This is a genomic window from Brevibacillus borstelensis, from assembly GCF_003710865.1.
In the GTDB taxonomy this organism is placed as follows: Bacteria; Bacillota; Bacilli; order Brevibacillales; family Brevibacillaceae; genus Brevibacillus; species Brevibacillus borstelensis.
This window is the reverse complement of record NZ_RHHO01000031.1, coordinates 176,365-199,879: the sequence shown is the minus strand read 5'-3', so window position 1 is coordinate 199,879 and position 23,515 is coordinate 176,365. Positions and strand designations below refer to the sequence as shown.

Annotated in this window: 29 protein-coding genes; 25 read left to right on the top strand and 4 right to left on the bottom strand. The window is 52.9% G+C overall.

Translation table 11 applies throughout. The features are described from left to right. Window positions 1-67 precede the first annotated feature (67 nt). Together EDM54_RS15455 and efp are read left to right on the top strand one after the other, a co-directional pair. Window positions 68-1,138, top strand: coding sequence for a M24 family metallopeptidase (locus EDM54_RS15455; protein WP_024984897.1), 1,071 nt, complete (start codon window positions 68-70; stop codon window positions 1,136-1,138). Window positions 1,139-1,179: 41 nt separating this feature from the next. After that, complete coding sequence (efp, locus tag EDM54_RS15450; protein ID WP_003387284.1) at window positions 1,180-1,737, top strand: elongation factor P; 558 nt, start codon at window positions 1,180-1,182, stop codon at window positions 1,735-1,737. 106 nt (window positions 1,738-1,843) lie between these two features. Here the strand turns inward: efp and EDM54_RS15445 are convergent, their stop codons facing one another. The 3 genes from EDM54_RS15445 to comA are packed head-to-tail and all read right to left on the bottom strand — an operon-like array spanning window position 1,844 to window position 3,876. Next, a complete protein-coding gene (locus tag EDM54_RS15445) occupies window positions 1,844-2,305 on the bottom strand; it encodes a DUF441 domain-containing protein (RefSeq protein ID WP_003387283.1) in 462 nt (153 codons plus the stop codon). A gap of 42 nt (window positions 2,306-2,347) precedes the next feature. Next, on the bottom strand, window positions 2,348-3,064 hold the full coding sequence (locus EDM54_RS15440; protein ID WP_024984898.1) for a 2-phosphosulfolactate phosphatase: 717 nt from the start codon (window positions 3,062-3,064) through the stop codon (window positions 2,348-2,350). Then, window positions 3,055-3,876 carry a phosphosulfolactate synthase gene (comA, locus tag EDM54_RS15435; RefSeq protein ID WP_122958425.1) on the bottom strand — a complete coding sequence of 274 codons (822 nt, stop codon included), beginning with the start codon at window positions 3,874-3,876 and terminating at the stop codon, window positions 3,055-3,057. The genes EDM54_RS15440 and comA overlap by 10 nt, the downstream gene beginning before the upstream one ends. A gap of 152 nt (window positions 3,877-4,028) precedes the next feature. Here comA and EDM54_RS15430 point away from each other — a divergent pair, with 152 nt between their 5' ends. From EDM54_RS15430 to EDM54_RS15330, 21 genes are all read left to right on the top strand, one after another. Next, entirely contained in the window at window positions 4,029-4,292 is a 264-nt protein-coding gene (locus EDM54_RS15430; protein ID WP_003387278.1) for a YqhV family protein, read from the top strand. Window positions 4,293-4,370: 78 nt separating this feature from the next. Beyond that, window positions 4,371-4,865, top strand: coding sequence for a CD1247 N-terminal domain-containing protein (locus tag EDM54_RS15425; protein ID WP_031931800.1), 495 nt, complete (start codon window positions 4,371-4,373; stop codon window positions 4,863-4,865). A 244-nt stretch (window positions 4,866-5,109) separates the two neighbouring features. Beyond that, window positions 5,110-6,072, top strand: a complete 963-nt coding sequence (gene spoIIIAA / locus EDM54_RS15420) for a stage III sporulation protein AA (RefSeq protein ID WP_003387276.1) — start codon at window positions 5,110-5,112, stop codon at window positions 6,070-6,072. Further along, window positions 6,060-6,578, top strand: coding sequence for a stage III sporulation protein SpoIIIAB (spoIIIAB, locus tag EDM54_RS15415; protein WP_003387275.1), 519 nt, complete (start codon window positions 6,060-6,062; stop codon window positions 6,576-6,578). Before spoIIIAA ends, spoIIIAB begins: the two co-directional genes overlap by 13 nt. Before the next feature lie 16 nt (window positions 6,579-6,594). After that, window positions 6,595-6,798: a stage III sporulation protein AC gene (spoIIIAC, locus tag EDM54_RS15410; RefSeq protein WP_003387274.1), complete on the top strand. Its 204-nt coding sequence runs from the start codon at window positions 6,595-6,597 to the stop codon at window positions 6,796-6,798. 13 nt (window positions 6,799-6,811) lie between these two features. Further along, window positions 6,812-7,201, top strand: coding sequence for a stage III sporulation protein AD (gene spoIIIAD / locus EDM54_RS15405; RefSeq protein ID WP_003387273.1), 390 nt, complete (start codon window positions 6,812-6,814; stop codon window positions 7,199-7,201). Window positions 7,202-7,218: 17 nt separating this feature from the next. Then, a complete protein-coding gene (gene spoIIIAE / locus EDM54_RS15400; RefSeq protein ID WP_003387272.1) occupies window positions 7,219-8,403 on the top strand; it encodes a stage III sporulation protein AE in 1,185 nt (394 codons plus the stop codon). Window positions 8,404-8,412: 9 nt separating this feature from the next. Then, on the top strand, window positions 8,413-9,081 hold the full coding sequence (spoIIIAF, locus tag EDM54_RS15395; RefSeq protein ID WP_039070854.1) for a stage III sporulation protein AF: 669 nt from the start codon (window positions 8,413-8,415) through the stop codon (window positions 9,079-9,081). 31 nt (window positions 9,082-9,112) lie between these two features. Next, window positions 9,113-9,751 carry a stage III sporulation protein AG gene (spoIIIAG, locus tag EDM54_RS15390; protein WP_003387269.1) on the top strand — a complete coding sequence of 213 codons (639 nt, stop codon included), beginning with the start codon at window positions 9,113-9,115 and terminating at the stop codon, window positions 9,749-9,751. 13 nt (window positions 9,752-9,764) lie between these two features. Then, entirely contained in the window at window positions 9,765-10,430 is a 666-nt protein-coding gene (locus EDM54_RS15385; protein ID WP_003387268.1) for a SpoIIIAH-like family protein, read from the top strand. A 177-nt stretch (window positions 10,431-10,607) separates the two neighbouring features. Continuing rightward, window positions 10,608-11,117: an acetyl-CoA carboxylase biotin carboxyl carrier protein gene (gene accB, locus EDM54_RS15380; protein WP_170208337.1), complete on the top strand. Its 510-nt coding sequence runs from the start codon at window positions 10,608-10,610 to the stop codon at window positions 11,115-11,117. A gap of 16 nt (window positions 11,118-11,133) precedes the next feature. After that, the gene (gene accC, locus EDM54_RS15375) at window positions 11,134-12,489 is read left to right on the top strand and encodes an acetyl-CoA carboxylase biotin carboxylase subunit (RefSeq protein WP_024984902.1); all 1,356 of its coding nucleotides are present in this window, start codon (window positions 11,134-11,136) and stop codon (window positions 12,487-12,489) included. Between the two features lie 60 nt (window positions 12,490-12,549). Continuing rightward, a complete protein-coding gene (locus EDM54_RS15370; RefSeq protein ID WP_003387265.1) occupies window positions 12,550-12,960 on the top strand; it encodes an Asp23/Gls24 family envelope stress response protein in 411 nt (136 codons plus the stop codon). Window positions 12,961-13,061: 101 nt separating this feature from the next. Further along, window positions 13,062-13,622: an alkaline shock response membrane anchor protein AmaP gene (gene amaP, locus EDM54_RS15365; protein ID WP_003387264.1), complete on the top strand. Its 561-nt coding sequence runs from the start codon at window positions 13,062-13,064 to the stop codon at window positions 13,620-13,622. A gap of 12 nt (window positions 13,623-13,634) precedes the next feature. After that, window positions 13,635-13,847, top strand: coding sequence for a DUF2273 domain-containing protein (locus EDM54_RS15360; protein WP_003387263.1), 213 nt, complete (start codon window positions 13,635-13,637; stop codon window positions 13,845-13,847). A 39-nt stretch (window positions 13,848-13,886) separates the two neighbouring features. Then, window positions 13,887-14,291: a transcription antitermination factor NusB gene (gene nusB, locus EDM54_RS15355; RefSeq protein ID WP_003387262.1), complete on the top strand. Its 405-nt coding sequence runs from the start codon at window positions 13,887-13,889 to the stop codon at window positions 14,289-14,291. A 16-nt stretch (window positions 14,292-14,307) separates the two neighbouring features. Further along, window positions 14,308-15,267 carry a tRNA (adenosine(37)-N6)-threonylcarbamoyltransferase complex transferase subunit TsaD gene (locus EDM54_RS15350; RefSeq protein ID WP_122958423.1) on the top strand — a complete coding sequence of 320 codons (960 nt, stop codon included), beginning with the start codon at window positions 14,308-14,310 and terminating at the stop codon, window positions 15,265-15,267. Between the two features lie 92 nt (window positions 15,268-15,359). Further along, window positions 15,360-16,211: a bifunctional methylenetetrahydrofolate dehydrogenase/methenyltetrahydrofolate cyclohydrolase FolD gene (gene folD / locus EDM54_RS15345; RefSeq protein ID WP_003387260.1), complete on the top strand. Its 852-nt coding sequence runs from the start codon at window positions 15,360-15,362 to the stop codon at window positions 16,209-16,211. A gap of 107 nt (window positions 16,212-16,318) precedes the next feature. Then, window positions 16,319-17,698 carry an exodeoxyribonuclease VII large subunit gene (gene xseA, locus EDM54_RS15340; protein ID WP_003387259.1) on the top strand — a complete coding sequence of 460 codons (1,380 nt, stop codon included), beginning with the start codon at window positions 16,319-16,321 and terminating at the stop codon, window positions 17,696-17,698. Further along, window positions 17,667-17,921 carry an exodeoxyribonuclease VII small subunit gene (locus EDM54_RS15335; protein WP_003387257.1) on the top strand — a complete coding sequence of 85 codons (255 nt, stop codon included), beginning with the start codon at window positions 17,667-17,669 and terminating at the stop codon, window positions 17,919-17,921. Before xseA ends, EDM54_RS15335 begins: the two co-directional genes overlap by 32 nt. Further along, complete coding sequence (locus EDM54_RS15330) at window positions 17,921-18,817, top strand: polyprenyl synthetase family protein (protein WP_003387255.1); 897 nt, start codon at window positions 17,921-17,923, stop codon at window positions 18,815-18,817. Before EDM54_RS15335 ends, EDM54_RS15330 begins: the two co-directional genes overlap by 1 nt. A gap of 62 nt (window positions 18,818-18,879) precedes the next feature. On the opposite strand, the gene EDM54_RS15325 is transcribed toward EDM54_RS15330, so the two are convergent. Further along, complete coding sequence (locus tag EDM54_RS15325) at window positions 18,880-20,586, bottom strand: M3 family oligoendopeptidase (protein WP_122958422.1); 1,707 nt, start codon at window positions 20,584-20,586, stop codon at window positions 18,880-18,882. 206 nt (window positions 20,587-20,792) lie between these two features. Between EDM54_RS15325 and dxs the strand changes: the two genes are divergently transcribed. Together dxs and EDM54_RS15315 are read left to right on the top strand one after the other, a co-directional pair. Next, window positions 20,793-22,679 (top strand): 1-deoxy-D-xylulose-5-phosphate synthase, encoded by a 1,887-nt coding sequence (dxs, locus tag EDM54_RS15320; protein WP_122958421.1) that lies wholly within the window; start codon window positions 20,793-20,795, stop codon window positions 22,677-22,679. Beyond that, window positions 22,676-23,488: a TlyA family RNA methyltransferase gene (locus tag EDM54_RS15315; RefSeq protein ID WP_003387252.1), complete on the top strand. Its 813-nt coding sequence runs from the start codon at window positions 22,676-22,678 to the stop codon at window positions 23,486-23,488. The genes dxs and EDM54_RS15315 overlap by 4 nt, the downstream gene beginning before the upstream one ends. Window positions 23,489-23,515: the final 27 nt, after the last annotated feature.

Below are 23,515 nucleotides of genomic sequence, written 5' to 3'. Positions count from 1 at the left end.
CAAGTGAGCCGGTCTGTTCGGGAAGCGACAGATCGGTTGAACGGCAGACAAAGAAAGGGAGAGGAAAATGAACAATCGCTTGAGCAAATTGCGCGATGCCTTGGCACAGATCGGGGCTGACGCACTGATTACGGAAGAAACGGTGAACCGTCGTTATCTGAGCGGTTTTACCGGCTCGACGGGATGGGTTATCGTCACCGAAAAAGAAGCGTTTTTGGTAACGGATTTCCGCTATGTCGATCAAGCCCAGGAGGAGTGCCCGCACTTTACCGTGGTCAACAATGAGCGCAAGCCTCTGGAAGCGATCGCGCAAGTCCTGAAAAAGGCCGGCGTCAAACGGCTTGCTTTTGAAAGCAGCCTGTCTTTCGGAACCTATTCCAATTGGAGCAAGAGCTTTGAAGGTGTCGAGCTGGTTCCGACCAGCGGCTTTATGGAAAAGCTGCGGATGTACAAGGAAGAGTCCGAAGTGCAGGTGATCAGACAGGCGGTGAAAATCGCCGAAGATGCCTTTGAGCACATTCTCGGATATATCAGGCCTGGCGTGACGGAAATCGAAGTGGCGCTGGAGCTGGAGTTTTTCATGAGAAGACAGGGGGCGTCTGCTTCCGCGTTTGACATTATCGTCGCTTCAGGCCACCGCGGTGCGCTGCCGCATGGAAGAGCGAGCGAAAAGGTGATTGCAGCCGGTGAAATGGTGACGCTCGATTTTGGCGCGGCCTATCAGGGCTACAACTCCGATATTACCCGGACGGTCTCTGTCGGGGAGCCCCATCCTCGCATGAAAGAAATTTACGAGATTGTCCTCAAGGCTCAGATCGCTGGTGTCGAAGCGTTAAGACCGGGAATTTCGGGTAAAGAAGCCGATGCGGTTACCCGCGATATCATCACGGCTGCCGGCTATGGAGATGCGTACGGACACAGTGCGGGACATGGCCTTGGCATGGACGTTCACGAACTGCCAAACTTGTCGACCGCAAGTCCGTTTATCCTTGAGCCGGGAATGCTGGTCACGATGGAACCAGGCATTTACATCAGCGGCTTGGGCGGCGTTCGGATCGAGGACGACGTATTGATTACGGCGGATGGTCATGATGTCTTGACCCAATCCACGAAAGAGTTGCTCATTTTGCCCGTCTAATTTATACTATTTGTGTTATTTGTTGATTTGGGAGGACTAACATGATCTCTGTTAATGATTTTCGTACCGGCCTGACCATCGAAGTGGATGGCAATATCTACCAAGTGCTCGAATTCCAACACGTGAAACCAGGAAAAGGTGCAGCCTTTGTTCGTTCCAAACTGCGCAACCTGCGTAACGGCAACGTGGCAGAGATGACGTTCCGCGGCGGTGAAAAAGTAAGTCCTGCCCGCATCGAAACCTCTACCATGCAATATCTGTATGCCAGCGGCGATGAGCATACCTTTATGAACACAGAAACGTATGAGCAGCTCACCTTTACAAGCAAGCAGATCGAGCGCGAGCTTAACTTCCTGAAAGAAAACATGAACGTGCAAATCATGCAGTACAACGGCGAAACCCTCGGGGTGCAATTGCCGAATACAGTTGAACTGACTGTTACTGAATGTGAGCCGGGCGTAAAAGGAGATACTGCCTCCAACGTTACGAAAAAAGCAACCCTGGAAACGGGTTTTGTGGTAAACGTGCCGCTTTTCGTAGAACAAGGAGACAAGTTGATCATCGATACGCGTACCGAAGCATACGTATCTCGCGCATAAAGACGAGAGAACGAATAGCGAGCGACGGAAAAGAGCCGTACCTGCCATGGGTACGGCTCTTTTCGTTTCTCTTGGGAACCTTGCGTCAAGACGAAGCGTCCGCCGCTCAGCGTCCGCCAAACCACTCCCACAGCTTCAAGACAAAGGCGGTAATGCCGGCGGCCATTAGCGGGCCGACGGGAATTCCGCGCAAAAAGACAATTCCAATGATCGACCCAATGACCAAACCAACGATGATGGACGGCTCAGTTCGAAGCAAATCGAGTCCCTTTCCGTTCATCCAGGTGGCGATTGCCCCTCCGGCGAGTGCCATCATTCCGATCACCGTCGTGAAGAGCGGAGTAATGTCACGCCACGATATTTTTTCGCTGGCGAACGGAACAAGTACGGAGATCGTCAAAAACAAAAGACCCAGCTCAAGCCCCCGCCGCTCAACTACAGGAAACAGGCGTTCGAGTGCGGTCAGCTTCAAAACAAGCAGAATGCTCGCTGCAGTCGCAATAATTGGCGATCGCCCGATCAAGCCTATGACGATCAAGATGACAAGCATGATTTCCCCTGATACCATCGGCATCAAAACCCCTGTCCACGTCCCTAGTCTTCTTTCACTTTATGAGACAAGGTGGGGAAGTATTCGCTTCTCTCGTACAATCGGGACCAGGCGATAGTGGTCAATCTGTGCACAAAAGGCAAGATCATCGGCAAAATGATGCTGGACCAGTCTTCTGCCCGTCGTCGTGTGGGGCAAAAGCTGCGGCAATCGGTCCGACAGATGCAAATAGCTGGCCCGGAGCGCTTCTCCCAAATCGCAGAGTTGAACCTGCGGCTGCAGCAGCTTTGCTCTGTGAATCATGAGGCCAGCAGCCAGACCGTCTTCGAGAGCAAATTCGGATCGTGTTCCGGCGCAGTACAGGGTGATGTCCAGACGTTTTGACAGTGCGTACTGGATACAAGCGGTTGCGTTGAGAAAACAGCCGATCAACAGGGAGGAGGCACGTTCCGCTTTTTGGATCGCACGTGTTCCATTCGTGGTAGTGAGGATAAGAACGCTCCCTTTTTGCGAGTGGCCAGCCAGTTCGGTAGGAGAGTTGTTGTAGTCGAAGTCAGGGATTTTCCGACAATGTCTTTCACCGGCAAGAAAGCAGTTTTCTGTCCGCAGCGCGTTGGCCTGCCCGATGGTCTCTACGGGAACGACAACCGAAAAGCCGGTTCCCAGCGCGGTCACGATCGAACTAGACGCACGCAGTACATCGATGACGATGACGACGCGGTTGCCGATCTGATCGTAGCGAATTTCTTCAACGGTGGGAACGACATCTATTCGCACGTAGCGGCCCTCCTTTCGGCCATCATCGCGGCAGTGTCACCCCTCAGCCCCCTTCGCAGCGTCTCGACGGCTAATACGTCGGCACCAGCAATATTCCCCAGATTTACGCTGGCGCCCAGCGTCTGAATCAAGGCGACCTGCTGTTCCTTTTGGGGAGCTTCCCAGATTAGCCGGTCTGCCAGGGAGCCGGCGGACTTATGAATATCCAGCAAAAAGCTGGTCTCCACTTTTCCTTTCCCATCAAATACGCCTACCGTCCCACTCTCGCGGGCTTCTACGATCACGTAGCTGGCGCCTGCTAGAAGATCAGCCTCCAGTGTACGCAGCAGCTCGTCTTGCTCGGCACGGAAATCTGCCGATTTTTTGCCAAATTCCGAGTAGACGATCAGTCCGGCATCTGCCGCCGTACTGATCGCCCTTTTTCTGAGGTCGGCGGGGAGGGGGAAGGTTCCGTCGGAGATTTCGACCGCATTAAACCCGATTGCTTTCACTTGTTCGATATATGCCTCCAGAGTGGATTGGCAAAGGGCAATTTCAAAAAGGGTTCCGCCTGGCATGATGTGCAGATTCCACGTTTTGGCCTCTTCCACTTTTTGTTGCAGAAATTTGCCGGGGTAGAGGACGGATGTACCAAAGCCCAGCTTGTAAATGTCGATGTAAGGGGCAGCCAGCTCCATCAGGTCGTAAAATGCTGCGCGACCCATTCCTTTATCGATGACCATGGTTAATCCGGTCGCGCGTGGTTTGGGTTGTCTTCGCCGGGACGGGTCCGACCATCCATCGGGCCAGAAGGGAAGATCGCGGTTAAACATGGCTGTTTTCCTCATTTCTTCTAGGCGTTTGCTTTTAGTCTATGTGCGGGTGAGGTTGGGAGTGAGCCGCAAGCCTATAGGCGATTGCCCAGCTTTCAGTGATGAATCTGCCCGGGACGAGCATAGAGTGATAGGGAGGAGGGCGAGGAGTGATGTGGGAAAAAGCGATCATAGGGATGGCTACACTAAGAGTGATGTCTGGTACCATTGAAGTGCTGGCGGCCCTGTTTATTTTAAAAGTAAACGAGGTGGAGAAGGCGCTGCTGATCAATTCGGGACTTGCCATTGTAGGTCCGCTTGTACTGCTGTCGACTACGACAATCGGACTGATCGGCATGTCGGACCGGATCAGCTTCGCAAAAATCATGTGGATATTTGCGGGCATCGTCTGTATATTCATCGGGGTCAGAAAATGACGGATACGATTTGGCATTAGTAACCCTCCCGACTTTCGGGAACAATAGCGAAAGTAAACGGATAAAGGAGGGTTCCTCGTGCTTGAATCATTGGCTAATCGAATTTCGTATCTGCGCGGCTTGGCAGATGGGTTGGACCTGACACAGAACAGCAATGAGGGAAAGGTACTGTCGGAAGTAATTGAGGTACTGGACGAAATGTACGGTCAGTTCAGGGAATTGCACGCCAGGATCGAGGAAACCGAAGATTACGTAGAGGCAATTGACGATGATCTCGACGATGTGGAGTTGTACCTTTTCGGCGATGAGGATGATCTGTACGAGATGGTGGATGACTGTGACGAAGACGACGACAGCGTCCTCTATGATAAATTTGCGGATCAGGACGACGAGGATGCCTCCACTTACGAGCTGGATTCTGACGACAATGTGATAGCCTCTTATGAAATCGAGTGTCCCTCGTGCCATGAGATCATGTTCTTTCAAGAGGGGGAGGATGATGAAGGGTACCATCATTACATCATCGAACCCTATCCGCAGGACAGGCAATATGAACCGATCAATGCCACCTGAAAAACATCGAGCGAACAAATGGTGAACTGGCTTTCATCCGGACCGACCGGTATGGAAGCCGGTTTTTTTGTTTGAGAAATGATTGCGTTGATACGCGTAGTACTCGTGCGGTTCCCGCGACTTTCGCTAGCAAGCGTTTCTCTGGCGTTTTCTTGGCATAAAACTCGTCCAGACCCGCATAGGATGGAGGTAAGTCGACGTGGACAAAGGCTGAAGTGTCAAAGACACGAAGGAGGGATAAGTCGTGAACGAGATCATGGCGATTTTGCCGGCGACCATCCGCAGCATTCTGACTGCATTGCCCTCCGCCGTCAGAGAGCATCTGGAGGAAATCCGCCTACGGCAAAATCAGCCGCTGGAAATAAGATTTGGGCAGCAGTCGAGCTACGTGACAGCCGCAGGACAGCTGACAGCCAATGCCAGACAAGGGTGGACCTTCACTGAAGAACAGTCGGTCAAGCTGTTGAACCTGGTCAGCCAGCACTCTCTGTACACTCTGGAAGAAGAGCTGAAACGCGGCTACATCACTGTTACAGGGGGACACCGGATCGGCATTGCCGGCAAGGTCGTCCTGGAACGGGGAGAAGTAAAAGGGATTCGCGACGTTACCAGCTTTAACATCCGGATCGCTCGCGAGAAAAAAGGGACGGCACAGAAGGTCCTGCCCTATCTGTTCGAAAACGGACGAATCCTGAATGCCCTGATCATCTCGCCTCCACAGTGCGGAAAAACAACGCTCCTGCGAGATATTGCCCGCTCCATCAGCTATGGGAACGAATGGTCCTCCAGCCGCAAAGTGGGCATTGTGGACGAGCGTTCCGAGCTTGCCGGCTGCTTGAACGGTGTTCCGCAGCGGGATGTCGGCCCGAGAACGGACGTGCTGGATGCTTGCCCAAAAGCAGCAGGAATGATGATGCTGATCCGTTCGATGTCACCCGATGTCCTGATCGTGGATGAGGTGGGGCGGCCGGAAGACGGCGAAGCCGTATGGGAAGCCGTCCATGCCGGTGTTTCCGTAATCTGTTCTGCGCACGGCGCAGAGATCGAAGAGGTGGCGAGGCGTCCGGCACTGGGAAAATTGATTCAAAGCGGCGTCTTCTCCCGCTATTTTGTTCTGAGCCGCTCGAAGGGCGTAGGGACGATTCAAGGCGTCTACGACCGGAGTCTCGAACCGGTCGATAAGGGGGAGGTCGCATGGTTAAGCTGATCGGAGCCGTGCTGATCCTGTTCTCGGCTTCCATGGTAGGGTGGCAAATTGGTCGGTTTTATGCGTATCGTCCCGTGCAGCTCAGAGCCCTTCTCGTAGGGCTGCAGATGCTGGAGACGGAGATCGTGTACGGCCTGACCCCGTTGCAGCCTGCCCTGCTCAAAGTGGGAAACCGGCTGCCGACAGAGATTGGACAGCTGTTCCAGACCGCTGCGGGCAGCCTTCGCGAGGAGCGGGCACAGAACGCCGACGAAGCGCTCAGACTGGCCATCGATAGACACTGGCAGCAAACGTCGCTTCGCAAGCAAGAGCGGGATGTGTTGACCAGTCTGGGACAGGTGCTCGGATCATCTGATCGGGAAGACCAGCAAAAGCATTTGCGTCTCGCCGTTACACACCTTCGCGGGTTGGAGGAAGAGGCGCGAGCGGAACAAAACAGGTACGAGAAAATGTACAAAAGCCTCGGCTTCCTGTGCGGGTTGTTGGTCGTCATCCTGATGTTCTAAAGGCGAGGTGTTCACTGTGGATTTTGATTTGACACCTGTTTTTCAGATCGGGGCGGTGGGATTTATTACAGCCATTCTGCACACGGTTCTGAAGCAGGCTGGCAAGGAGGACATCGCACACTGGGCGACGCTGGTGGGGTTTATCATCGTGCTGTACATGGTAGCTCACTATGTCGGCGACCTGTTTTCCGAGGTAAAACGCGTCTTCCTGTTTAATTGAGGAGGGAAGGCGAATGGAGATCGTACAAATCGTCGGACTGGGATTGGTGGCTACGATTCTCGCGCTGGTCATCAAGGAACAAAAACCGATGTTCGCCTACCTGCTGGCCATCGCGAGCGGCGTTGTCATCTTTTACTTTCTGATCGGTAAAATAGCGGAGGTCATCAGGATTCTGGAGCGTCTGGCGGTACAAGCTGACCTCAATCTCGTATTTTTGGAAACCATCTTGAAAATCATCGGAATTGCCTATATCGCTGAATTCGGGGCACAAATGACCAGAGACGCCGGTCAGGGAGCCATCGCTTCCAAAATCGAGCTGGCTGGGAAAGTGTTGATTCTGATCATGGCCGTTCCGATCATTCAGATCATTATCGAAACGGTCATAGACCTGTTGCCGGCGTAGTTGGGGGAGGGGTGCAAGTGACTCGTGCGGGCTGGTCGCTCTTCTTGTTTCTGCTGTTTGTCTTCCTGCCGTCAACCTCTCTCTCGGCTGCCGTGACGACACCAGCACCTTCTGTCGATTACCTGATCAAGCAGCAGGTAGACGATTTGCAGGTTGACCGGGTCGAAAGGTTTTGGACAGAGCTGCAGCGCGATTACAAAGGGTATCTTCCTGATCTGCAGGCTCCCGGTTTTCTACAGTTGTTGATGCAGCAGGGGGACTTTAGTCTCTCCGGGTTTCTCAAGGGCTTCGGCAAATTTGTTTTCCATGAAATTTTGATGAATGGCAAACTGCTCAGCTCGATCATCATTATTACGGTTTTTGCCATGATTCTGGAGACGATGCAAAACGCCTTTGAACGCAACACCGTGACGACGGTAGCCTATTCGATTGCCTATCTCGTGCTGATGGTGCTCGCCATTAACAGCTTCCATGTGGCCATCACGTACGCCAAAGAAGCGATCAGCGACATGTCCGACTTTATGCTGGCCATGATTCCTCTGGTCATCGCTCTGCTCGCTTCTGTAGGAAATTTGGCGTCAGCGACGATGTTTCACCCGCTCATCATCTTTCTCATCAATACCAGCGGGATACTCATTTCCTACGTCATATTTCCGCTCCTGTTTCTGTCCGCCATGCTGTCGATCGCAAGCCTCTTTTCGGAAAGATACCAGGTCACGCAGCTTGCTTCCCTCTTGCGCAATATTGCAATGGGAGCGCTCGGGTCCTTTCTTACCATATTTCTGGCGATCATCTCCATCCAGGGGGCTACGTCGGCAGTAGCTGACGGGGTAACCCTGAGGACGGCCAAATACATTACCGGCAATTTCATCCCGATTGTCGGCAGGATGTTCTCAGATGCGGCAGACACAGTGCTCAATGCTTCTCTTCTGGTCAAGAACGCAGTTGGATTGGCAGGGGTCCTGATTCTGCTCCTCCTGTGCGCATTCCCGGCCCTCAAGATCCTGATTTTGGCCATGATCTACAATCTTTCCTCCGCCGTCCTGCAGCCTTTGGGCAATAGTCCGATCATCGCGGCACTCGGAGCGATCGGGAAAAATCTAATCTTTGTCTTTGCGGCTTTGGCCACGGTAGGGCTGATGTTCTTTTTGGCCATCACCATTATCATTGCGGCGGGCAATATCTCCATGATGGTTCGGTAGGTGAAGCAGATGACATGGCTTACGCTCTGGCTGAAAAAGATCATCTTACTTGTTCTCCTGGCTGCGTTCCTCGACCTCATTTTGCCCAATACCAGCATGCAGCGCTACGTCAAAATGGTGATGGGACTGATTATTTTGATGACGATCATCTCCCCTGTGTTCGCCCTGTTTCAGCTCTCTCAGGATGATCTGGCGCTTAAGCTGGACCGCTACCAGGAGCAGATGAACCGGCCCTCCGACACCGAGTGGAAGCGCATCGCCGAGAGGCTGGCCGGAAAGCAGGAAAAGCAAATAGACGCCTACGTGCAAAGTCAGGTGGAGGCATCCATTCGAACGAAGCTCAAGGAGGATCACGGAGTGGAGGTAACGGCAGTCAAGGTTCTGTTGGACAACAAGAATGCAGACCAGGCAAAATTGCAGCGCATCGAGGTAGCGATCGCCCCAGAAGGGAGCAGCGGGGAAACAGCAAGCGCGATCAAGCCGGTCGAACCGATCGAACCGATACGCATCGAGGTAAACAGTCAAAGCCAGGGGCAAGAAGAAAGGGAGCTGCCGGCTGCTGCACAGCAGAAGGATGCCCTGTCCAAACGGATTGCCAGTGATCTGGCAGCGCAATGGGGCTTAAGCGAGGATATGGTAGTCGTTACCAGGGATCAGGACAAGATTGAGAAGCGGTGACATGCAGTCGTTCAAGGTGAGGTGAGCAGGGGTGTTTGGGAAGCTGAAGCAATGGTTGGCCGCAGATTCAGATAAAAAGAAGCTGAAGCCGATCCACTATTTTATCGTCATATTGGGAATCGGGATGGCCATCATGATTTTGACCGATTTCCTGAATGTTGAACGCGATCAGCCGATGGGTTTCGGGATTGGAGGCAATGAACCGACCGGACCGCCTGGAACCGAACAGTCGGCGCCGGTGCTCGGAGGAGCCAATCCGCCCGACATCATCGCAGAATACGAAAACATGTATCAAACGCAGCTGAAGGAAATATTGGCCAGCGTAGTTGGTGTGGGAGAGGTTGAAGTCATGGTCAATCTGGATTCGACGCCGGAGCTGGTCGTCGGGAAAAACACCAATACCCGTTCCTCTACCAATCAGGAAACGGACAAGGAGCGAGCCACGCGGAATCAAAATGACCAATCCCGCGATGAACAAGTGGTCGTGGTCCAGGGAGGCAAACAGGATCAGCCCGTTATCCTCAAAACGCTAAAGCCAAAGGTAAGAGGGGTTTTGGTGGTGGCAAAAGGCGCCGACAACATACAAGTCAAAGCGTGGATCACCGAAGCGGTTCAAAAAGTATTGGATGTGCCTGCCTACAAAATTTCGATATTGCCTAAAAAAGGTTAGGAGGTAATGACAAATGATGCTTCGCAAGCAAACGGTATGGTTGTTGACAATGCTGGCCGTGATGGTGGTCCTCTCGGGCTACTATTTGGTCAAAGGGCCGGACAGTCAAGTGTCGACGCTGGGGCAGCAACAGTTGCAGCAGCTGCAGCCTGAGCAGGACTCGCTTTCTGGTGTCGTGGTTGAGAGCAAACAGACAGAGACGCCAGCCACTGACGCAGCTCCTGTCGAGGGCAAGCCAAAAACGGAACCTGCGGCAGCAGATACGGCAAATGCCAACAAGGAGCAGCAGACAGATACCAAGGAAACGGCGACGCTGGCTGATACCCCGAGCGAAATTTTCACCGGGTACAAAATGAAGCGGGAAGCCCAACTCCAGCAGCAAAAAGACGAGCAGATGAGCATCATGGGCAGCCCGGATGCGACCCCGCAGGCAGTAGCAGAGGCGAAAGCGAAGTACGAAGAGCTCTCTACGATGGAGAGCGCCACAATGGCCGTAGAAGAAATGCTGAAAACAAGCGGCTACAAAGACGCTGTCGTGTTCACGCAAAATGACAAGGTGACAGTAATCGTGCAAAAAGACAAACTGGGCGCAGATGAAGTGGTGGACATCATCTCCAATGTAAAACAGCATCTGAACGTCCCGGCAACCAATATCACCGTACAATTCAAAGCTTCCTGACGAGGTACTAAGGATCATTGAAAACGGGCATGCTGGTAAGGGTTTCTCCTCGTTTTTCGCTGGAAATGAGGGGAAATCCTTTCTTGACGTTGGGGTGGTGACAAGCTACCATGATTGTTAGACCTCGATACATACCATACTCCCTGGTTATCTTTCGAAATGAAGGAGTGCTTACCTGTGTTCAAAATTCATGAAATCCGTGAAATTATCAAGTTGATTGATCAGTCGTCCATTAACGAATTCGAGCTTGAAATCGATGGAGCAAAGGTAACAATGAAAAAATCGGCCGGGGAAACCGTCTACGTTTCGCAACCGGTCGTACAGGCTCCAGTGGCTCCGGTCGCCCAAGCAACGGCTCCCGTAGCAGCTGCACCGGCAGTGGCAGAAGCTCCTGCGGCGCCGGTTGAGGCTCCGAAGCCGGCAGCAGCAGCCGTAGATGAGTCGAACCTGCACAAAATCGTGTCCCCGATGGTGGGAACATTCTACCGTTCCCCTGAGCCGGGCAAGCCTGCCTACGTCCAAGCAGGCGACAAGGTGACCCCGAACAAGGTTGTTTGCATCGTGGAAGCGATGAAGCTGTTCAACGAGATCGAGGCAGAAGTATCCGGGGAGATCGTGAAAGTGCTGGTTGAGGATGGTCAGCTGGTGGAATACGGCCAGCCGCTGTTTTTGGTGAAGCCAGAATAGGTTGGAGGAGAGCGTAATGTTTCAAAAAGTATTGATTGCCAACCGGGGCGAAATTGCTGTCCGTGTCATTCGCGCCTGCCGCGAGTTGGGCATTCGTACGGTAGCTGTGTACTCCGAAGCAGATCGCGAAGCGCTGCACGTAAAATTGGCTGACGAAGCTTACTGCATTGGACCCACAGCATCGAAAGAAAGCTACCTCAACATTGCGAGCATCATGAGTGTAGCCACCAAGGTTGGGGCAGACGCCATCCATCCCGGCTACGGGTTTTTGGCAGAGAACGCCGACTTTGCCGAGATTTGTGCCGCTTGCAACATCACATTTATCGGGCCTGACCCGGAGGCCATCGTCAAGATGGGCGATAAATCCACCGCCAAGGATACGATGAAATCAGCCGGTGTACCGACTGTTCCGGGAACAGATGGCCTTGTCGAGGATATCGCCGATGCGATCAAGACGGCCAATGAAATCGGCTATCCGGTGATGGTAAAGGCAACCGCCGGCGGCGGAGGCCGCGGGATGCGCGTTGCTGTAGACGATGAGGATCTGGAAAAGGCGATCCGTCAAGCGCAAAACGAGGCGAAAACTGCCTTTGGCAACCCGGGCGTTTATCTCGAAAAATTCGTCGAAGGACCGCGCCACGTCGAAATTCAGATCATGGCAGATAAGCACGGCAATGTCGTGTATTTGGGTGAGCGCGACTGTTCCATTCAGCGACGCCATCAAAAATTGATTGAGGAAGCGCCATCTCCCGCCCTGAGCGAGGAACTGCGGAGAGAGATGGGGGAAGCGGCCGTAGCTGCAGCCAAAGCGGTAAATTACCACGGCGCAGGAACGGTTGAATTCCTTCTGGACAAACACGGGAAGTTCTACTTTATGGAGATGAACACCCGCATTCAGGTTGAACATCCGGTGACAGAGCTTGTAACCGGGTTTGATTTGATTAAAGAACAGCTCACGGTAGCTGCAGGCCAGCCGCTGTCGTTTACACAGGACGACATCAAGCTGAATGGCTGGGCCATCGAATGCCGGATCAATGCGGAAAATCCGGTCAAGAATTTCATGCCATCCCCTGGGAAAATCACGACGTATCTCGCTCCGGGCGGATTCGGTGTGCGCGTCGACAGCGCCGCTTATACCGGCTATGTCATCCCGCCTTATTACGACTCGATGATCGCGAAGCTGATCGTCTGGGGCAAAGACCGCACGGAAGCGATCGAACGCATGAAGCGGGCGCTCGGCGAGTTTGTCGTGGAGGGTGTGCACACGACGATTCCGTTCCATCTCAAGGTGCTTGACCACGAAGTGTTCGCCAGCGGTCAGTTTGACACGAAATTCCTGGAGATTCATGAACTGAATCTGGACGAAGCTTGATTTGTAAAAGTGGAAGCTGCTTGTTATAATGGGTTACAAAACCATAGGGAGGTGCGAAGCGTGGAAGAGTTTACACCGGATCTAGAAAGAACAGAGCTTGGTAAGGTGCAGATCGCTCCCGAAGTCCTGGAAGTAATCGCCGGTATGGCTGCCTCTGAGGTAGAGGGTGTAGCACAAATGAGCGGTGGTTTCGTAGGTGAGATTGTCGAACGGCTCGGCCGTAAAAATATAGCTCGCGGCGTACGCGTAGAGGTAGGCTCGCGCGAAGCGGCAGTTGATGTATCGATTATCGTAAAATATGGACACCGTATCCCGGATGTCGCTCGAAATATTCAAGATAGTGTGCGCAACGCCATCGAAAGCATGACGGGTCTGTCGGTCGTGGAAGTAAACGTACATATTGTGGACGTAGAGCTGAAGCCCGAAGAAAAAGCGCCGGCTGCCGTGGAAGATTTCCAGCGCGTCCGCTAGTTCATCAGCAAGTTTGGATGCCCCCTATGCCTCAGGGGGCATTTTTCCTCATCTAAGAGTAACGGCCTCCTTGTTACCTTTGCACCAAAGGAGAGATGCTTGTGAATTTGTTTGACCGCTTTATCCTGACTTTGTACAGTTTTGCGCTGATCGTCCTCTCTGTCGGCGTGATCGGAGCCTCGAGCGGACTGATCCCAGCTGAATACATACGCCCCTATTTAGAGCAGCTGCTTGGCGGTTTCCAGCCTGCCTATCTGATCACGGCGGTGATTTTTTTAATTGTCAGCTTGCGGTTCTTTTTCAGTTCTTTCCGCCGCTCCAAGAAACCGAAAACGGAGAAGGGCATTCGCCAGCGCAGCGACTTGGGTGAAGTAAACATAACCCTGCAAACCATTCAGACAATCGCCGAGAGGGCGGCCAGAAGAGTGAAGGGGGTCCGCGATTTAAAGACTGTCGTACGGGCGCTGGAAAGCGGAAACACGATCACAGTCCGCGTCTCTGTCGACGGAGAGACGCCCTTGCCGGAGCTGACCCAGAAGCTGCAGACCGATATCAAGGAGCAGGTGGAGGGTATTGCCGGCGTCATCATCTCCGAGGTGGCGGTCGTTGTGACGGAAGTAGCCCAGCATGAGAATTACGCGGCTCGCAAACGAGTGGAATAGTAGGTGAAAGTCATGATATGGGAGTTGTTGTGGGAACACAAGGGGAAACTACTGGGGGTAGCCGCCGGACTTTTTTTCGGCATCATCTACCTTCTCGTCGGTTTTTGGGATACACTGGTGTTTGTCGTCTTTGTCTCCACCGGTTATTACATTGGACGCAAACTGGATCACAAAGAGGATTTGCGCGAAATTCTTGATCGTATCCTCCCTGGGAAGTTTCGCTAAGCAGGGCAGGGACCTCAATTTTATGAGTAGGTGAACGTGATGAAACGTAGGACAGCACGAGAAAAAGCAGTTCAATGCTTGTTTCAGATCGACATGGCAGATGTAAGTATGGAAGCTGCCCTCGAACTGGTTATGGAAGATAGCGAAGAAGACGCCTCTTACCTTCATTTTCTGGTAAAGGGCGTACTTGATCGTCTGCAAGAGATCGATGCCGAGATCCAAAAATATCTTCGCGGCTGGCGTCTGGAGCGAATCGCCAATGTAGACCGGGCCATCCTTCGTCTTGCATTTTTTGAAATCATGTTTGAAGAGGACATTCCGGATAAAGTGGCGTTGAATGAGGCGATCGAGATTGCCAAACTGTTCAGCGACGAACAATCTTATCGGTATATTAACGGCGTTTTGTCCAGTTATTTGAAAGCTCGCCAAACTGCGAACGCGTAGAGATGGGTGAAGCAGCATGACAAAGGTATTGTTGGGAATTGATACGAGCAACTACCGGACATCGTTGTGCTTGGCAGCGGAAGACGGCCGGATTGTGGCAGAAGCGAAACGACTTCTTCGAGTAAAAGAAGGCAAGCGTGGTCTGCAGCAATCAGAAGCCGTCTTTCAGCATGTGATGAACCTCCCCGAGCTGAGCAATGAGATGAGATGGACCGAATACGATATCGTTGCCGTCTGTGCAAGCGAAAAGCCGCGTCCGGTGGATGGCTCGTACATGCCGGTGTTTAAAGTGGGGGAAGGCTTGGCGAAGTCACTGTCAGCCTACATGAAGGTACCCGCCTTTTTGACGACTCATCAGGAGGGGCATATCGCAGCGGGCGAGTATACCGCAGCAGAGCGGCCGCGTGAAAACCGGTTTCTCGCGGTTCATTTGTCTGGGGGAACGAGCGAACTGCTCTTGTGCGAAAGAAAGGAAGACGGATACCAGATCGAGAAAGTGGGCGGAACGACGGATCTGCACGCAGGTCAACTGGTTGATCGGATCGGCGTGGCGCTGGGGATGTCTTTCCCGGCCGGACCACAGTTGGAAAAGCTCGCCTTGCAGGCGTCCGGAGATTTTCGCGTCTCCTCCTCAGTGCAGGGGAAATCATTCAGCTTCTCTGGACCGGAAGCGGCACTGTTGCGGGCGATTGAGGGCGGAAGCGTACCGGCCGCAGAGATTGCCAGGGCGACGGAGCAATGTATAGCAAGCACGCTGGAAAAAGTGCTCCGTCATGCCGTAGAGGAGGGTCTTCCTCGGGAAATTCTGATCGTTGGCGGTGTAGCGGCAAATCAGTACATAAGAGAGCGGTTGACCAAGCGTTTGGAACATCCTGCCGTCAAGGCGCGCTTGTACTTTTGCGATCCAGTCTATTCTGGAGACAATGCGTACGGAGTGGCCATGTTGGGCTGGAAAAAACTAAAACACGAACATTAAACAATTGTTAACTTTATAAAATTCGGCTTTACATCATCTCCTTGAATCGGTACACTTAACGTAGTGATCCAAACGAAGGAGGGTTCTTCGCCATGGCAGCAACTATTTTGTATGGCAAGGAAATTGCAAAAGATATTCGGGAACAATTGGCTGGCGAAGTTGCAGAACTGAAGCAAAATGGAATCGTGCCGGGATTGACCGTCGTTCTTGTGGGAGATGATCCCGCTTCGCATTCCTATGTCAGAGGGAAAGCTCGCGGTTGTGAAGAAGTGGGAATCCGCTCGGAAATCATTTATAAGGACGCATCCATCACCGAAAAGGAATTGTTGGAGATCGTCTATCAATTGAATGAAAATCCGAACGTTCACGGCATTTTGGTACAGTTGCCGCTTCCGGCTCATATCTCTGAAAAGGCAGTCATCGAGGCGATAAGTTCGGAAAAAGACGTCGACGGGTTCCACCCGGTCAATGTCGGGAACATGATGATCGGATACGATTCTTTGCTGCCTTGTACAGCCAACGGTGTAGTCGAGCTGATCAAGCGCACTGGCATGACGATCGAAGGCAAACACGCAGTCGTCATCGGCCGCAGCAACATCGTCGGAAAACCGGTATCGTATTTATTGCAGCGAGAAAATGCGACGGTGACGATGTGCCACTCGCGGACTGTTGATTTGCCGTCCTACACACGTCAGGCAGATATTTTGATCGTCGCGGCCGGCAAGGCGCACATGATCGGAAAAGAGGACGTGAAACCGGGAGCAGTGGTGATTGACGTCGGGGTAAACCGCATTGAGAGCGGCAAGCTCGTCGGAGATGTCCGCTTTGATGAAGTAAAGGAAGTAGCGAGCTACCTCACACCCGTTCCGGGCGGTGTCGGTCCGATGACGATTACAATGCTGCTGAAAAATACAATTGAAGCGGCCAGAAATCTCGCCAGGTAGTTTCTGCAGACGATTACAGGTACAGCTACCACGAAGCATGCAGAAAAAACGGTTCAGGCGAGCGATTTTTGCGTCCGTGATGAAACTTACCAAAACGGGAGGTACGCATGACGAGTCGTCAAATTTTTTCAGTCAGCGACCTGAACCGCTGCATTAAGCAGGTGTTGGAGCAGGATGTCCGCTTGCAGGACATTTGGGTGCGCGGTGAAATCTCCAACTTTGTTCATCATACAAGCGGTCACATGTACTTTACCTTAAAGGACAGCCAGTCGCGGGTCAAGGTGGTCATGTTCGCCGGCTACAATCGTTTTCTTCGCTTTCTGCCCAAGGATGGAACCAAGGTGATCGTGCGCGGTTCCATTTCTGCCTATGAACGGGACGGCGCTTATCAATTTTATGCCAAGGAAATGCAGCCGGACGGAATCGGTTCTCTTTATCTTGCCTTTGAGCAATTAAAAGCAAAGCTTGCGGGAGAAGGGTTGTTTGCCGCAGAGAGAAAACGTCCGCTGCCAGCCTTTCCGAGAAGAGTCGGGGTAGTCACGTCGCCTACCGGAGCGGCCATCCGCGACATTTGCACGACGATCAGGCGCCGCTATCCACAGGCGGAAATCGTCTTGTCCCCGGCTGTCGTCCAAGGGACAGAAGCGCCTGCTTCCATCGTTGCAGCGATTCGGATTATGAACAGTCAGCCAGACATCGATGTTCTCATCGTCGGACGTGGAGGCGGGTCGATCGAGGAGCTGTGGGCGTTTAACGAGGAGCAGGTCGCCCGTGCCATTGCAGCTTCCTCGATTCCCGTCATTTCCGCAGTCGGGCATGAAACCGATGTCACAATCGCCGATTTTGTAGCAGATGTTCGCGCTGCGACGCCTACAGCGGCAGCCGAGCTTGCTGTTCCCCATTACCTCGAATGGCTGGAGCGGGTGAAGCAGCTGGACACCCGGATGAGTCGAGCGCTGCATGGACGGCTGGCCTCGGAGCGAAAGCGTCTGGAGGGACTTGCCCAATCCTATGCGATGCGGCGACCACAGAGACGGGTGGAAGAAGCGCAGCAACGGCTCGATGAGGTTTCCCTGCGGCTGGGTCAAGCGGTCAAACACCTGATGAAAGGACGCAGGGATCGGTACAATCAGCTGTCCGATCGGGTCAGGCGGTATCGGCTTACAGATGTGGTCGAACGACAGAAAAAGGCGATTGGGCTGAGCCGTGCCCGGCTTGACGAGTTGATGAAGCAGCGTCTGGTCAAGAGCAGGATGTCTTTTGCTTCATCCGTTGCGCAGCTGGATGCATTAAGCCCGCTGAAAGTCATGCAGCGCGGATTTTCGCTCGTGTACGCTTCCGGACAACTGGTAAAATCGGTTGAGCAATTTGCTCCAGGCGAAGAACTCATGTTACGATTAAAGGATGGAAGTGCTACTGCACGCGTGGAACAGATTTACCGGGAGGAGAAGCGAGATGGCACGGAAAAAGACGGACCAAGAGGCTGACATTCAGTTTGAAGAAGCGATGAAACGGCTTGAAGAAGTGGTGAATCGGCTGGAGGAAGGAGAGATTCCTCTGGAGGAAGCGATCCAGCTTTATCAGGAAGGCGTTACGCTCTCCCGAATCTGCGGCCAAAAGCTGGATGCGATCGAAGCCAAAATCACACAACTGATCGAAGAAGACGGCCAGCTGAAGCAAAAGCCGTTTCGTGTGGAGGGTGAAATCTGATGGCCGTATCCCTCCAATCCTATCTGGAAGAAAAGACAAGCTTCATCGAGCAGCATCTGACATCGCTGTTGGAGCGGGAGGGTGTTCCGGCTACACTGTACGAATCCATGGCGTATTCGCTGATGGCAGGGGGAAAACGCCTGCGCCCGATGCTGGTTCTGGCCGTTCTGGAAGCCCTGGACAAGCCCGTGGAGCGCGGCATCCCCTATGCGGCTGCTTTGGAAATGATACATACGTATTCGCTCATTCACGATGATTTGCCTGCGATGGATGATGACGACCTGAGGAGAGGCAAACCGACGAATCATAAAGTGTTCGGCGAAGCAACAGCAATCCTGGCCGGCGACGCCTTGCTGACGCGCGCCTTCGGTTTGATTGCCGAGCGGTATCTGAACGATCCCGATGTAAAGGCGGAGACGGTTGTACGACTGGTTGCGGAGCTTGGAAAACGGGCGGGAGCAACCGGCATGGTCGGCGGACAGATGGCTGATATTGAGGGCGAAGGCAAACAGCTGAGTCTGGCGGAACTGGAGTACATCCACAAGCATAAGACAGGCGATTTGCTGATTGCTGCGCTGCGGGGCGGAGGCTATTTGGCGGAAGCGACAGAGAAGCAGATGGATGCTTTGACCCAATACGGAAGAAACATCGGACTGGCCTTCCAAATTCAGGACGATATTTTGAATGTAGAAGGGGATTCCTCTCAGCTCGGCAAAGCCGTCGGAAGCGATGCGGATCGGCAAAAGGCTACCTATCCGGCGCTGATCGGCATGGATGAATCAAAGGCGCGTTTGCTGCAGCTTGTCGCCGAAGCCAAGCAAGTGTTGAGAAGCGCTGGAATGGATCACTCGGCCCTCATGCCACTGGCTGATTACGTCATGGAACGGAAAAAGTAAAAGACGCGGAGCAGTTGCTTCCGCGTCTTTTTTTCGTCATTAGATTGACAAGGTTGTTACACCTACAAAGCCTTGTCATCCACGCCGTCCAACCATTTTTTGATATCCCCGATCACGGAAGACACACAGCCGTCCTCAAACGGCGAATCCAGCTTCGCTACTTTTACCAGCTCGGTAAACGACTTGCTGCCGCCCTCCTTGCAAAGGGTAAGGTAATCGTCCCACGCCTCTGCCGGATTATGCTGGGCCCGCTTCCAGAATTGGAAGGCGCAGATTTGCGCAAGCGTATAATCGATGTAATAGAAGGGGTCCATGAAAATATGGCCCTGCTGTTGCCAGTACCCTCCGTTTTCGAGGAAATCATTGTCTTCATAATTGAGATGAGGCAGATACTTGCGCTCGATTTCGCGCCATGTCTGTTTCCGCTGCGCGGGAGTCATATCCGGATTTTCATAGATGGCGTGCTGGAATTCGTCAACCGTTACGCCGTAAGGGATGAACTGAAGCGCATCGGCGAGATGGGAAAACTTGTACTTTTCCGTATCTTCCTGAAAAAACAGCTCCATCCACGGCCAGGTCAAAAACTCCATGCTCATGGAGTGAATTTCACAAGCCTCATAGGTAGGGAAATGGTACTCCGGAACGGCGAAGTCCCTGCTCATGTAAACCTGAAAAGCGTGTCCGGCCTCGTGTGTCAAGACATCGATGTCGCCGGAAGTGCCGTTGAAATTGGCAAAGATATAAGGGAGTCGGTATTGGCTGATGTACGTGCAATAACCGCCTGTCGCTTTGCCCTTCTTGCTCAACAGATCCATGCAATCGTTCTCAAGCATGAAAGAGTAGAACTCCCCGGTTTCCTTGGAAAGCTCATTGTACATTCGCTTGCCGTTTTCCACGATCCATTCGGGAGAGCCCTTGGGCGTAGGATTTCCGGTAGCGAACTGGAACGGCTTGTCATAGTAGCGCAAAGTCTCCACGCCAATTCTTTCACGCTGTCTTTCATACAAGCTGCTGGCGACAGGAACGATATGCTCCAGCACCTGTTTGCGGAAGACGGCCACCATTTCTGCATTGTAATCCGTCCGATTTAGACGGGCATAGGCCAGCTCTGTAAAGCTTTGATAGCCGAGCTTGCGGGCGATTCGGGTACGCACCTTCACAAGCTCGTCATAGATGCGATCAAGCTCTTCGCCATGCTCGCGGAAAAAGCTGTAGCGAGCCTCGTGCGCTCTCTTTCTCATCTGCCGGTCGGTAGATGTCTGGAACGGGATCAATTGCGGCAGTGTCCGCTCTTCGCCCTCGAACTGAATGCGGGCCGAAGCGATCAAAGCCATGTATTGGCTGCTTAGCCGGTTTTCCTCCTGCAAGTCGAGAACGACCTCGGGAGAAAAGGTGCGAATCTTGGTTTTGGCGATGCGGAAGAGCTGCGCTCCCCATTTGGCCTCCAGCTCCTTGCGGAAACGGGACTGGACAATCGCCTCATAATACTTTGTCACCAATCCTTGATACTGTGGTCCTGCTTCATCCCAATAATCCTGTTCGTCCTTGTAAAACGAATCGGTTGTGTCGATCGTGTGTCTGATGTGAGAAATTTCACGTGCAGACTCTACCTCCAGACGGATCTCCTGGATGCGGAGCATCGCCTCGTCTTGCTCCTGCCAGGTGGACGCCCGCTGGAAGGCAGCAAGCTGCTCTTCAAATCGGGCTTCGATCGCTGCCAGCGGGATGCGTTCATAGTTGATTTGTGAAAAAGGTACTGCTGTGCTCATGGACGAAACCCTCCCATAAAAGGTTTGATGGATTGATTTTATTTTACCAGAAGCTGGACGCGATTTCTCTTGAAAACAGATGAAAGTGGAGTTTTTATGAAGAAACCGTTATAATGAAGCAAGCTAAATGAACCAAGGTTGTCCGAAAGTGATTCGGATTGCAGCATACCCAATGACCCAAGAATGAGTGAAAGTGAGGAATAGTAATGCTGCTAACTAGCATCAACAATCCTCAAGATCTGAAGAAATGCTCATTGCCTGAGCTATACGCACTGGCAGACGAGATCCGACAGTTCCTTGTGGAAAACTTGTCCAAAACGGGCGGCCATCTGGCACCTAATCTTGGTGTAGTGGAATTGACGCTCGCCCTACACTATGTATTTAACAGCCCGGTAGATAAGTTGATTTGGGACGTAGGACATCAAGCCTATGTACATAAAATTTTGACGGGCCGGCGCGAAATGTTTCCGACGCTTCGCCAGTATAAAGGATTGTGCGGCTTTCCGAAAATGTGCGAAAGCCCGCATGACGTCTGGGAAACAGGGCACAGCAGTACGTCCCTGTCCGCCGCTATGGGAATGGCAACCGCACGCGATTTGAAAAAGGAAAAGAACCACGTCGTGGCGATCATCGGCGACGGTGCCTTGACTGGCGGTATGGCGCTGGAAGCGATGAACCACATCGGCCATGAAGGCAAAAATGTCATCGTTGTGCTCAACGACAATGAAATGTCCATCGCGCCAAACGTGGGTGCCCTGCACAATTATTTGGGCAAATTGCGCTCCGCGACCAATTACAAACGAGCAAAGGAAGAGCTTGAGCATTTGCTGAAATCGATTCCGGCGGTAGGCGGAAGGCTTGCCCATATGGCGGAGCGATTCAAGGACAGCATGAAGTATTTGCTCGTCTCCGGCATCTTGTTTGAGGAACTGGGCTTTACCTATATCGGTCCGATTGATGGACACAACATGGAGCTCATGCTCGACACCCTGAAAACGGCGAAACAGACGAAGGGGCCGGTGCTGATCCATGCCATCACCAAAAAAGGCAAAGGCTACGCGCCTGCAGAAGCGGATTCGGTCAAATGGCACGGTATCGGCACGTACAAAATCGAGTCTGGCGATACCCCGAAATCGGCACCTATGTATACGAAGGTGTTCGCGGACACGATGATCAGTCTGGCCGAAGAGGACGAGCGGATCGTGGCGGTAACACCGGCTATGCCCGCGGGCTCCGGTCTGATCCCGTTTGGCGAGCGCTTCCCGGATCGGCTGTTTGACGTAGGGATTGCAGAGCAGCACGCATGCACGTTTGCCGCAGGCTTGGCAACACAAGGCTTGAAGCCTGTCTTCGCGGTTTACTCGACATTCCTGCAGCGGGCCTACGACCAGTTGATTCACGACGTGGCCCGGCAAAAGCTGAACGTGATCTTTGCCGTTGACCGGGCAGGCCTGGTCGGTGCTGACGGGGAGACGCATCAGGGCGTGTATGACATCGCATTTATGAGGGCCATCCCGAATATGATCATCATGGCGCCGAAGGATGAAAACGAGCTGCGCCATATGATGAAAACGGCGGTCGCGTACGAGGACGGTCCGATATCCTTCCGCTATCCCCGCCTAAGCGTCCGAGGCGTAAAGATCGATGACGAGATGAAGCCGCTTCCGATCGGAAAGGCTGAAATCGTCCGCGAAGGAAGAGACGTCGCGATCCTGTCATTTGGTCATATTTTCGAAATCGCGGAACACGCGGTGGAACAGCTCAGCCGCGAAGGGATCCATCCGATGCTGGTAAATGCCCGCTTCTGCAAGCCGCTCGATGCGGAGCTGCTGACCAGGCTGGCACGGGAAGGCTATGACCTCATTACAGTTGAGGAAGGCTCCGAGATGGGCGGCTTTGGAAGTGCTGTCCGCGAGTTTTTGGCTGAAGCGGGGTACCATCATATCCGAGTCAAAACAATAGGCGTTCCCGACTATTTCGTCGAGCATGGCAGCGTGAAAGAACAACGGCTGGAGGTCGGATTGACGGCTGAGCAAATCGTCGCCTGTGTCCGCGCATTTTTGCCCGTATCGAAAGGCGTTGTCGAGGCATGAAAAAGGAACGGCTGGACGTTCTGCTGGTAGAACGCGGATTGTATGACACCAGAGAAAAGGCAAAAGCGGCAGTAATGGCCGGTCTCGTACAGGTGAAAGGGGAGCGGTGCGACAAGCCGGGCACCAAATTTCCCGAGGATATTGCCATCACGGTAAAGGGCGAGGTTCACCCGTATGTGAGCCGCGGCGGATTAAAGCTGGAAAAAGCATTGAACATATTCGACCTCGTCATAGACGGCAAAGTCATGATGGATATCGGTTCCTCAACAGGCGGATTTACGGATTGCGCACTGCAAAATGGCGCGAGAAAAGTGTATGCGATTGATGTTGGCTACAATCAGCTCGCCTGGTCGCTGAGGAAGGACGAGCGGGTCGTGGTGATGGAACGAACGAATTTCCGTCACATGGACCCCGACAGCTTTGAAGATGAGCGGCCGGAAGTCGCTTCCATTGATGTGTCCTTCATTTCGTTGAAACTGATATTGCCGGTCTTGTATCGTTTTTTGGAACAAGGCGGCGACGTCGTTGCCCTCGTAAAGCCACAGTTCGAGGCAGGCAAGGAAAACGTCGGGAAAAACGGCATTGTTCGTGACCCGGACATTCACGAGGCTGTGTTGATCGACATTGGACAAGCCGCGATGCAAATCGGCTTTTCGTTGCACGGTCTTTCTTACTCGCCCATTACCGGAGGAGAAGGAAACATCGAGTTTTTGCTGCACGCAAAAAAGGCAGGCGGAGGCTTCACTTCGGAGGAATGGCTGAAAAAGGTGAGTGAGACTGTGGCTATCGCTCACCGCGAATTGAAGTGAAAGTAGGACAAAAAGCCTCGATGCGGG

Coding starts and splice junctions, on each gene's coding strand:
- EDM54_RS15455 (WP_024984897.1), top strand. CDS start 68: ATGAACAATCGCTTGAGCAAATTGCGCGATGCCTTGGCACAGATCGGG.
- EDM54_RS15350 (WP_122958423.1), top strand. CDS start 14,308: ATGACAAAGGTATTGTTGGGAATTGATACGAGCAACTACCGGACATCG.
- EDM54_RS15315 (WP_003387252.1), top strand. CDS start 22,676: ATGAAAAAGGAACGGCTGGACGTTCTGCTGGTAGAACGCGGATTGTAT.
- nusB (WP_003387262.1), top strand. CDS start 13,887: ATGAAACGTAGGACAGCACGAGAAAAAGCAGTTCAATGCTTGTTTCAG.
- spoIIIAD (WP_003387273.1), top strand. CDS start 6,812: ATGGAGATCGTACAAATCGTCGGACTGGGATTGGTGGCTACGATTCTC.
- efp (WP_003387284.1), top strand. CDS start 1,180: ATGATCTCTGTTAATGATTTTCGTACCGGCCTGACCATCGAAGTGGAT.
- EDM54_RS15325 (WP_122958422.1), bottom strand. CDS start 20,586: ATGAGCACAGCAGTACCTTTTTCACAAATCAACTATGAACGCATCCCG.
- EDM54_RS15360 (WP_003387263.1), top strand. CDS start 13,635: ATGATATGGGAGTTGTTGTGGGAACACAAGGGGAAACTACTGGGGGTA.
- EDM54_RS15430 (WP_003387278.1), top strand. CDS start 4,029: ATGTGGGAAAAAGCGATCATAGGGATGGCTACACTAAGAGTGATGTCT.
- EDM54_RS15330 (WP_003387255.1), top strand. CDS start 17,921: ATGGCCGTATCCCTCCAATCCTATCTGGAAGAAAAGACAAGCTTCATC.
- xseA (WP_003387259.1), top strand. CDS start 16,319: ATGACGAGTCGTCAAATTTTTTCAGTCAGCGACCTGAACCGCTGCATT.
- folD (WP_003387260.1), top strand. CDS start 15,360: ATGGCAGCAACTATTTTGTATGGCAAGGAAATTGCAAAAGATATTCGG.
- EDM54_RS15385 (WP_003387268.1), top strand. CDS start 9,765: ATGATGCTTCGCAAGCAAACGGTATGGTTGTTGACAATGCTGGCCGTG.
- spoIIIAB (WP_003387275.1), top strand. CDS start 6,060: ATGGTTAAGCTGATCGGAGCCGTGCTGATCCTGTTCTCGGCTTCCATG.
- spoIIIAF (WP_039070854.1), top strand. CDS start 8,413: ATGACATGGCTTACGCTCTGGCTGAAAAAGATCATCTTACTTGTTCTC.
- accC (WP_024984902.1), top strand. CDS start 11,134: ATGTTTCAAAAAGTATTGATTGCCAACCGGGGCGAAATTGCTGTCCGT.
- dxs (WP_122958421.1), top strand. CDS start 20,793: ATGCTGCTAACTAGCATCAACAATCCTCAAGATCTGAAGAAATGCTCA.
- EDM54_RS15445 (WP_003387283.1), bottom strand. CDS start 2,305: ATGGTATCAGGGGAAATCATGCTTGTCATCTTGATCGTCATAGGCTTG.
- comA (WP_122958425.1), bottom strand. CDS start 3,876: ATGTTTAACCGCGATCTTCCCTTCTGGCCCGATGGATGGTCGGACCCG.
- EDM54_RS15335 (WP_003387257.1), top strand. CDS start 17,667: ATGGCACGGAAAAAGACGGACCAAGAGGCTGACATTCAGTTTGAAGAA.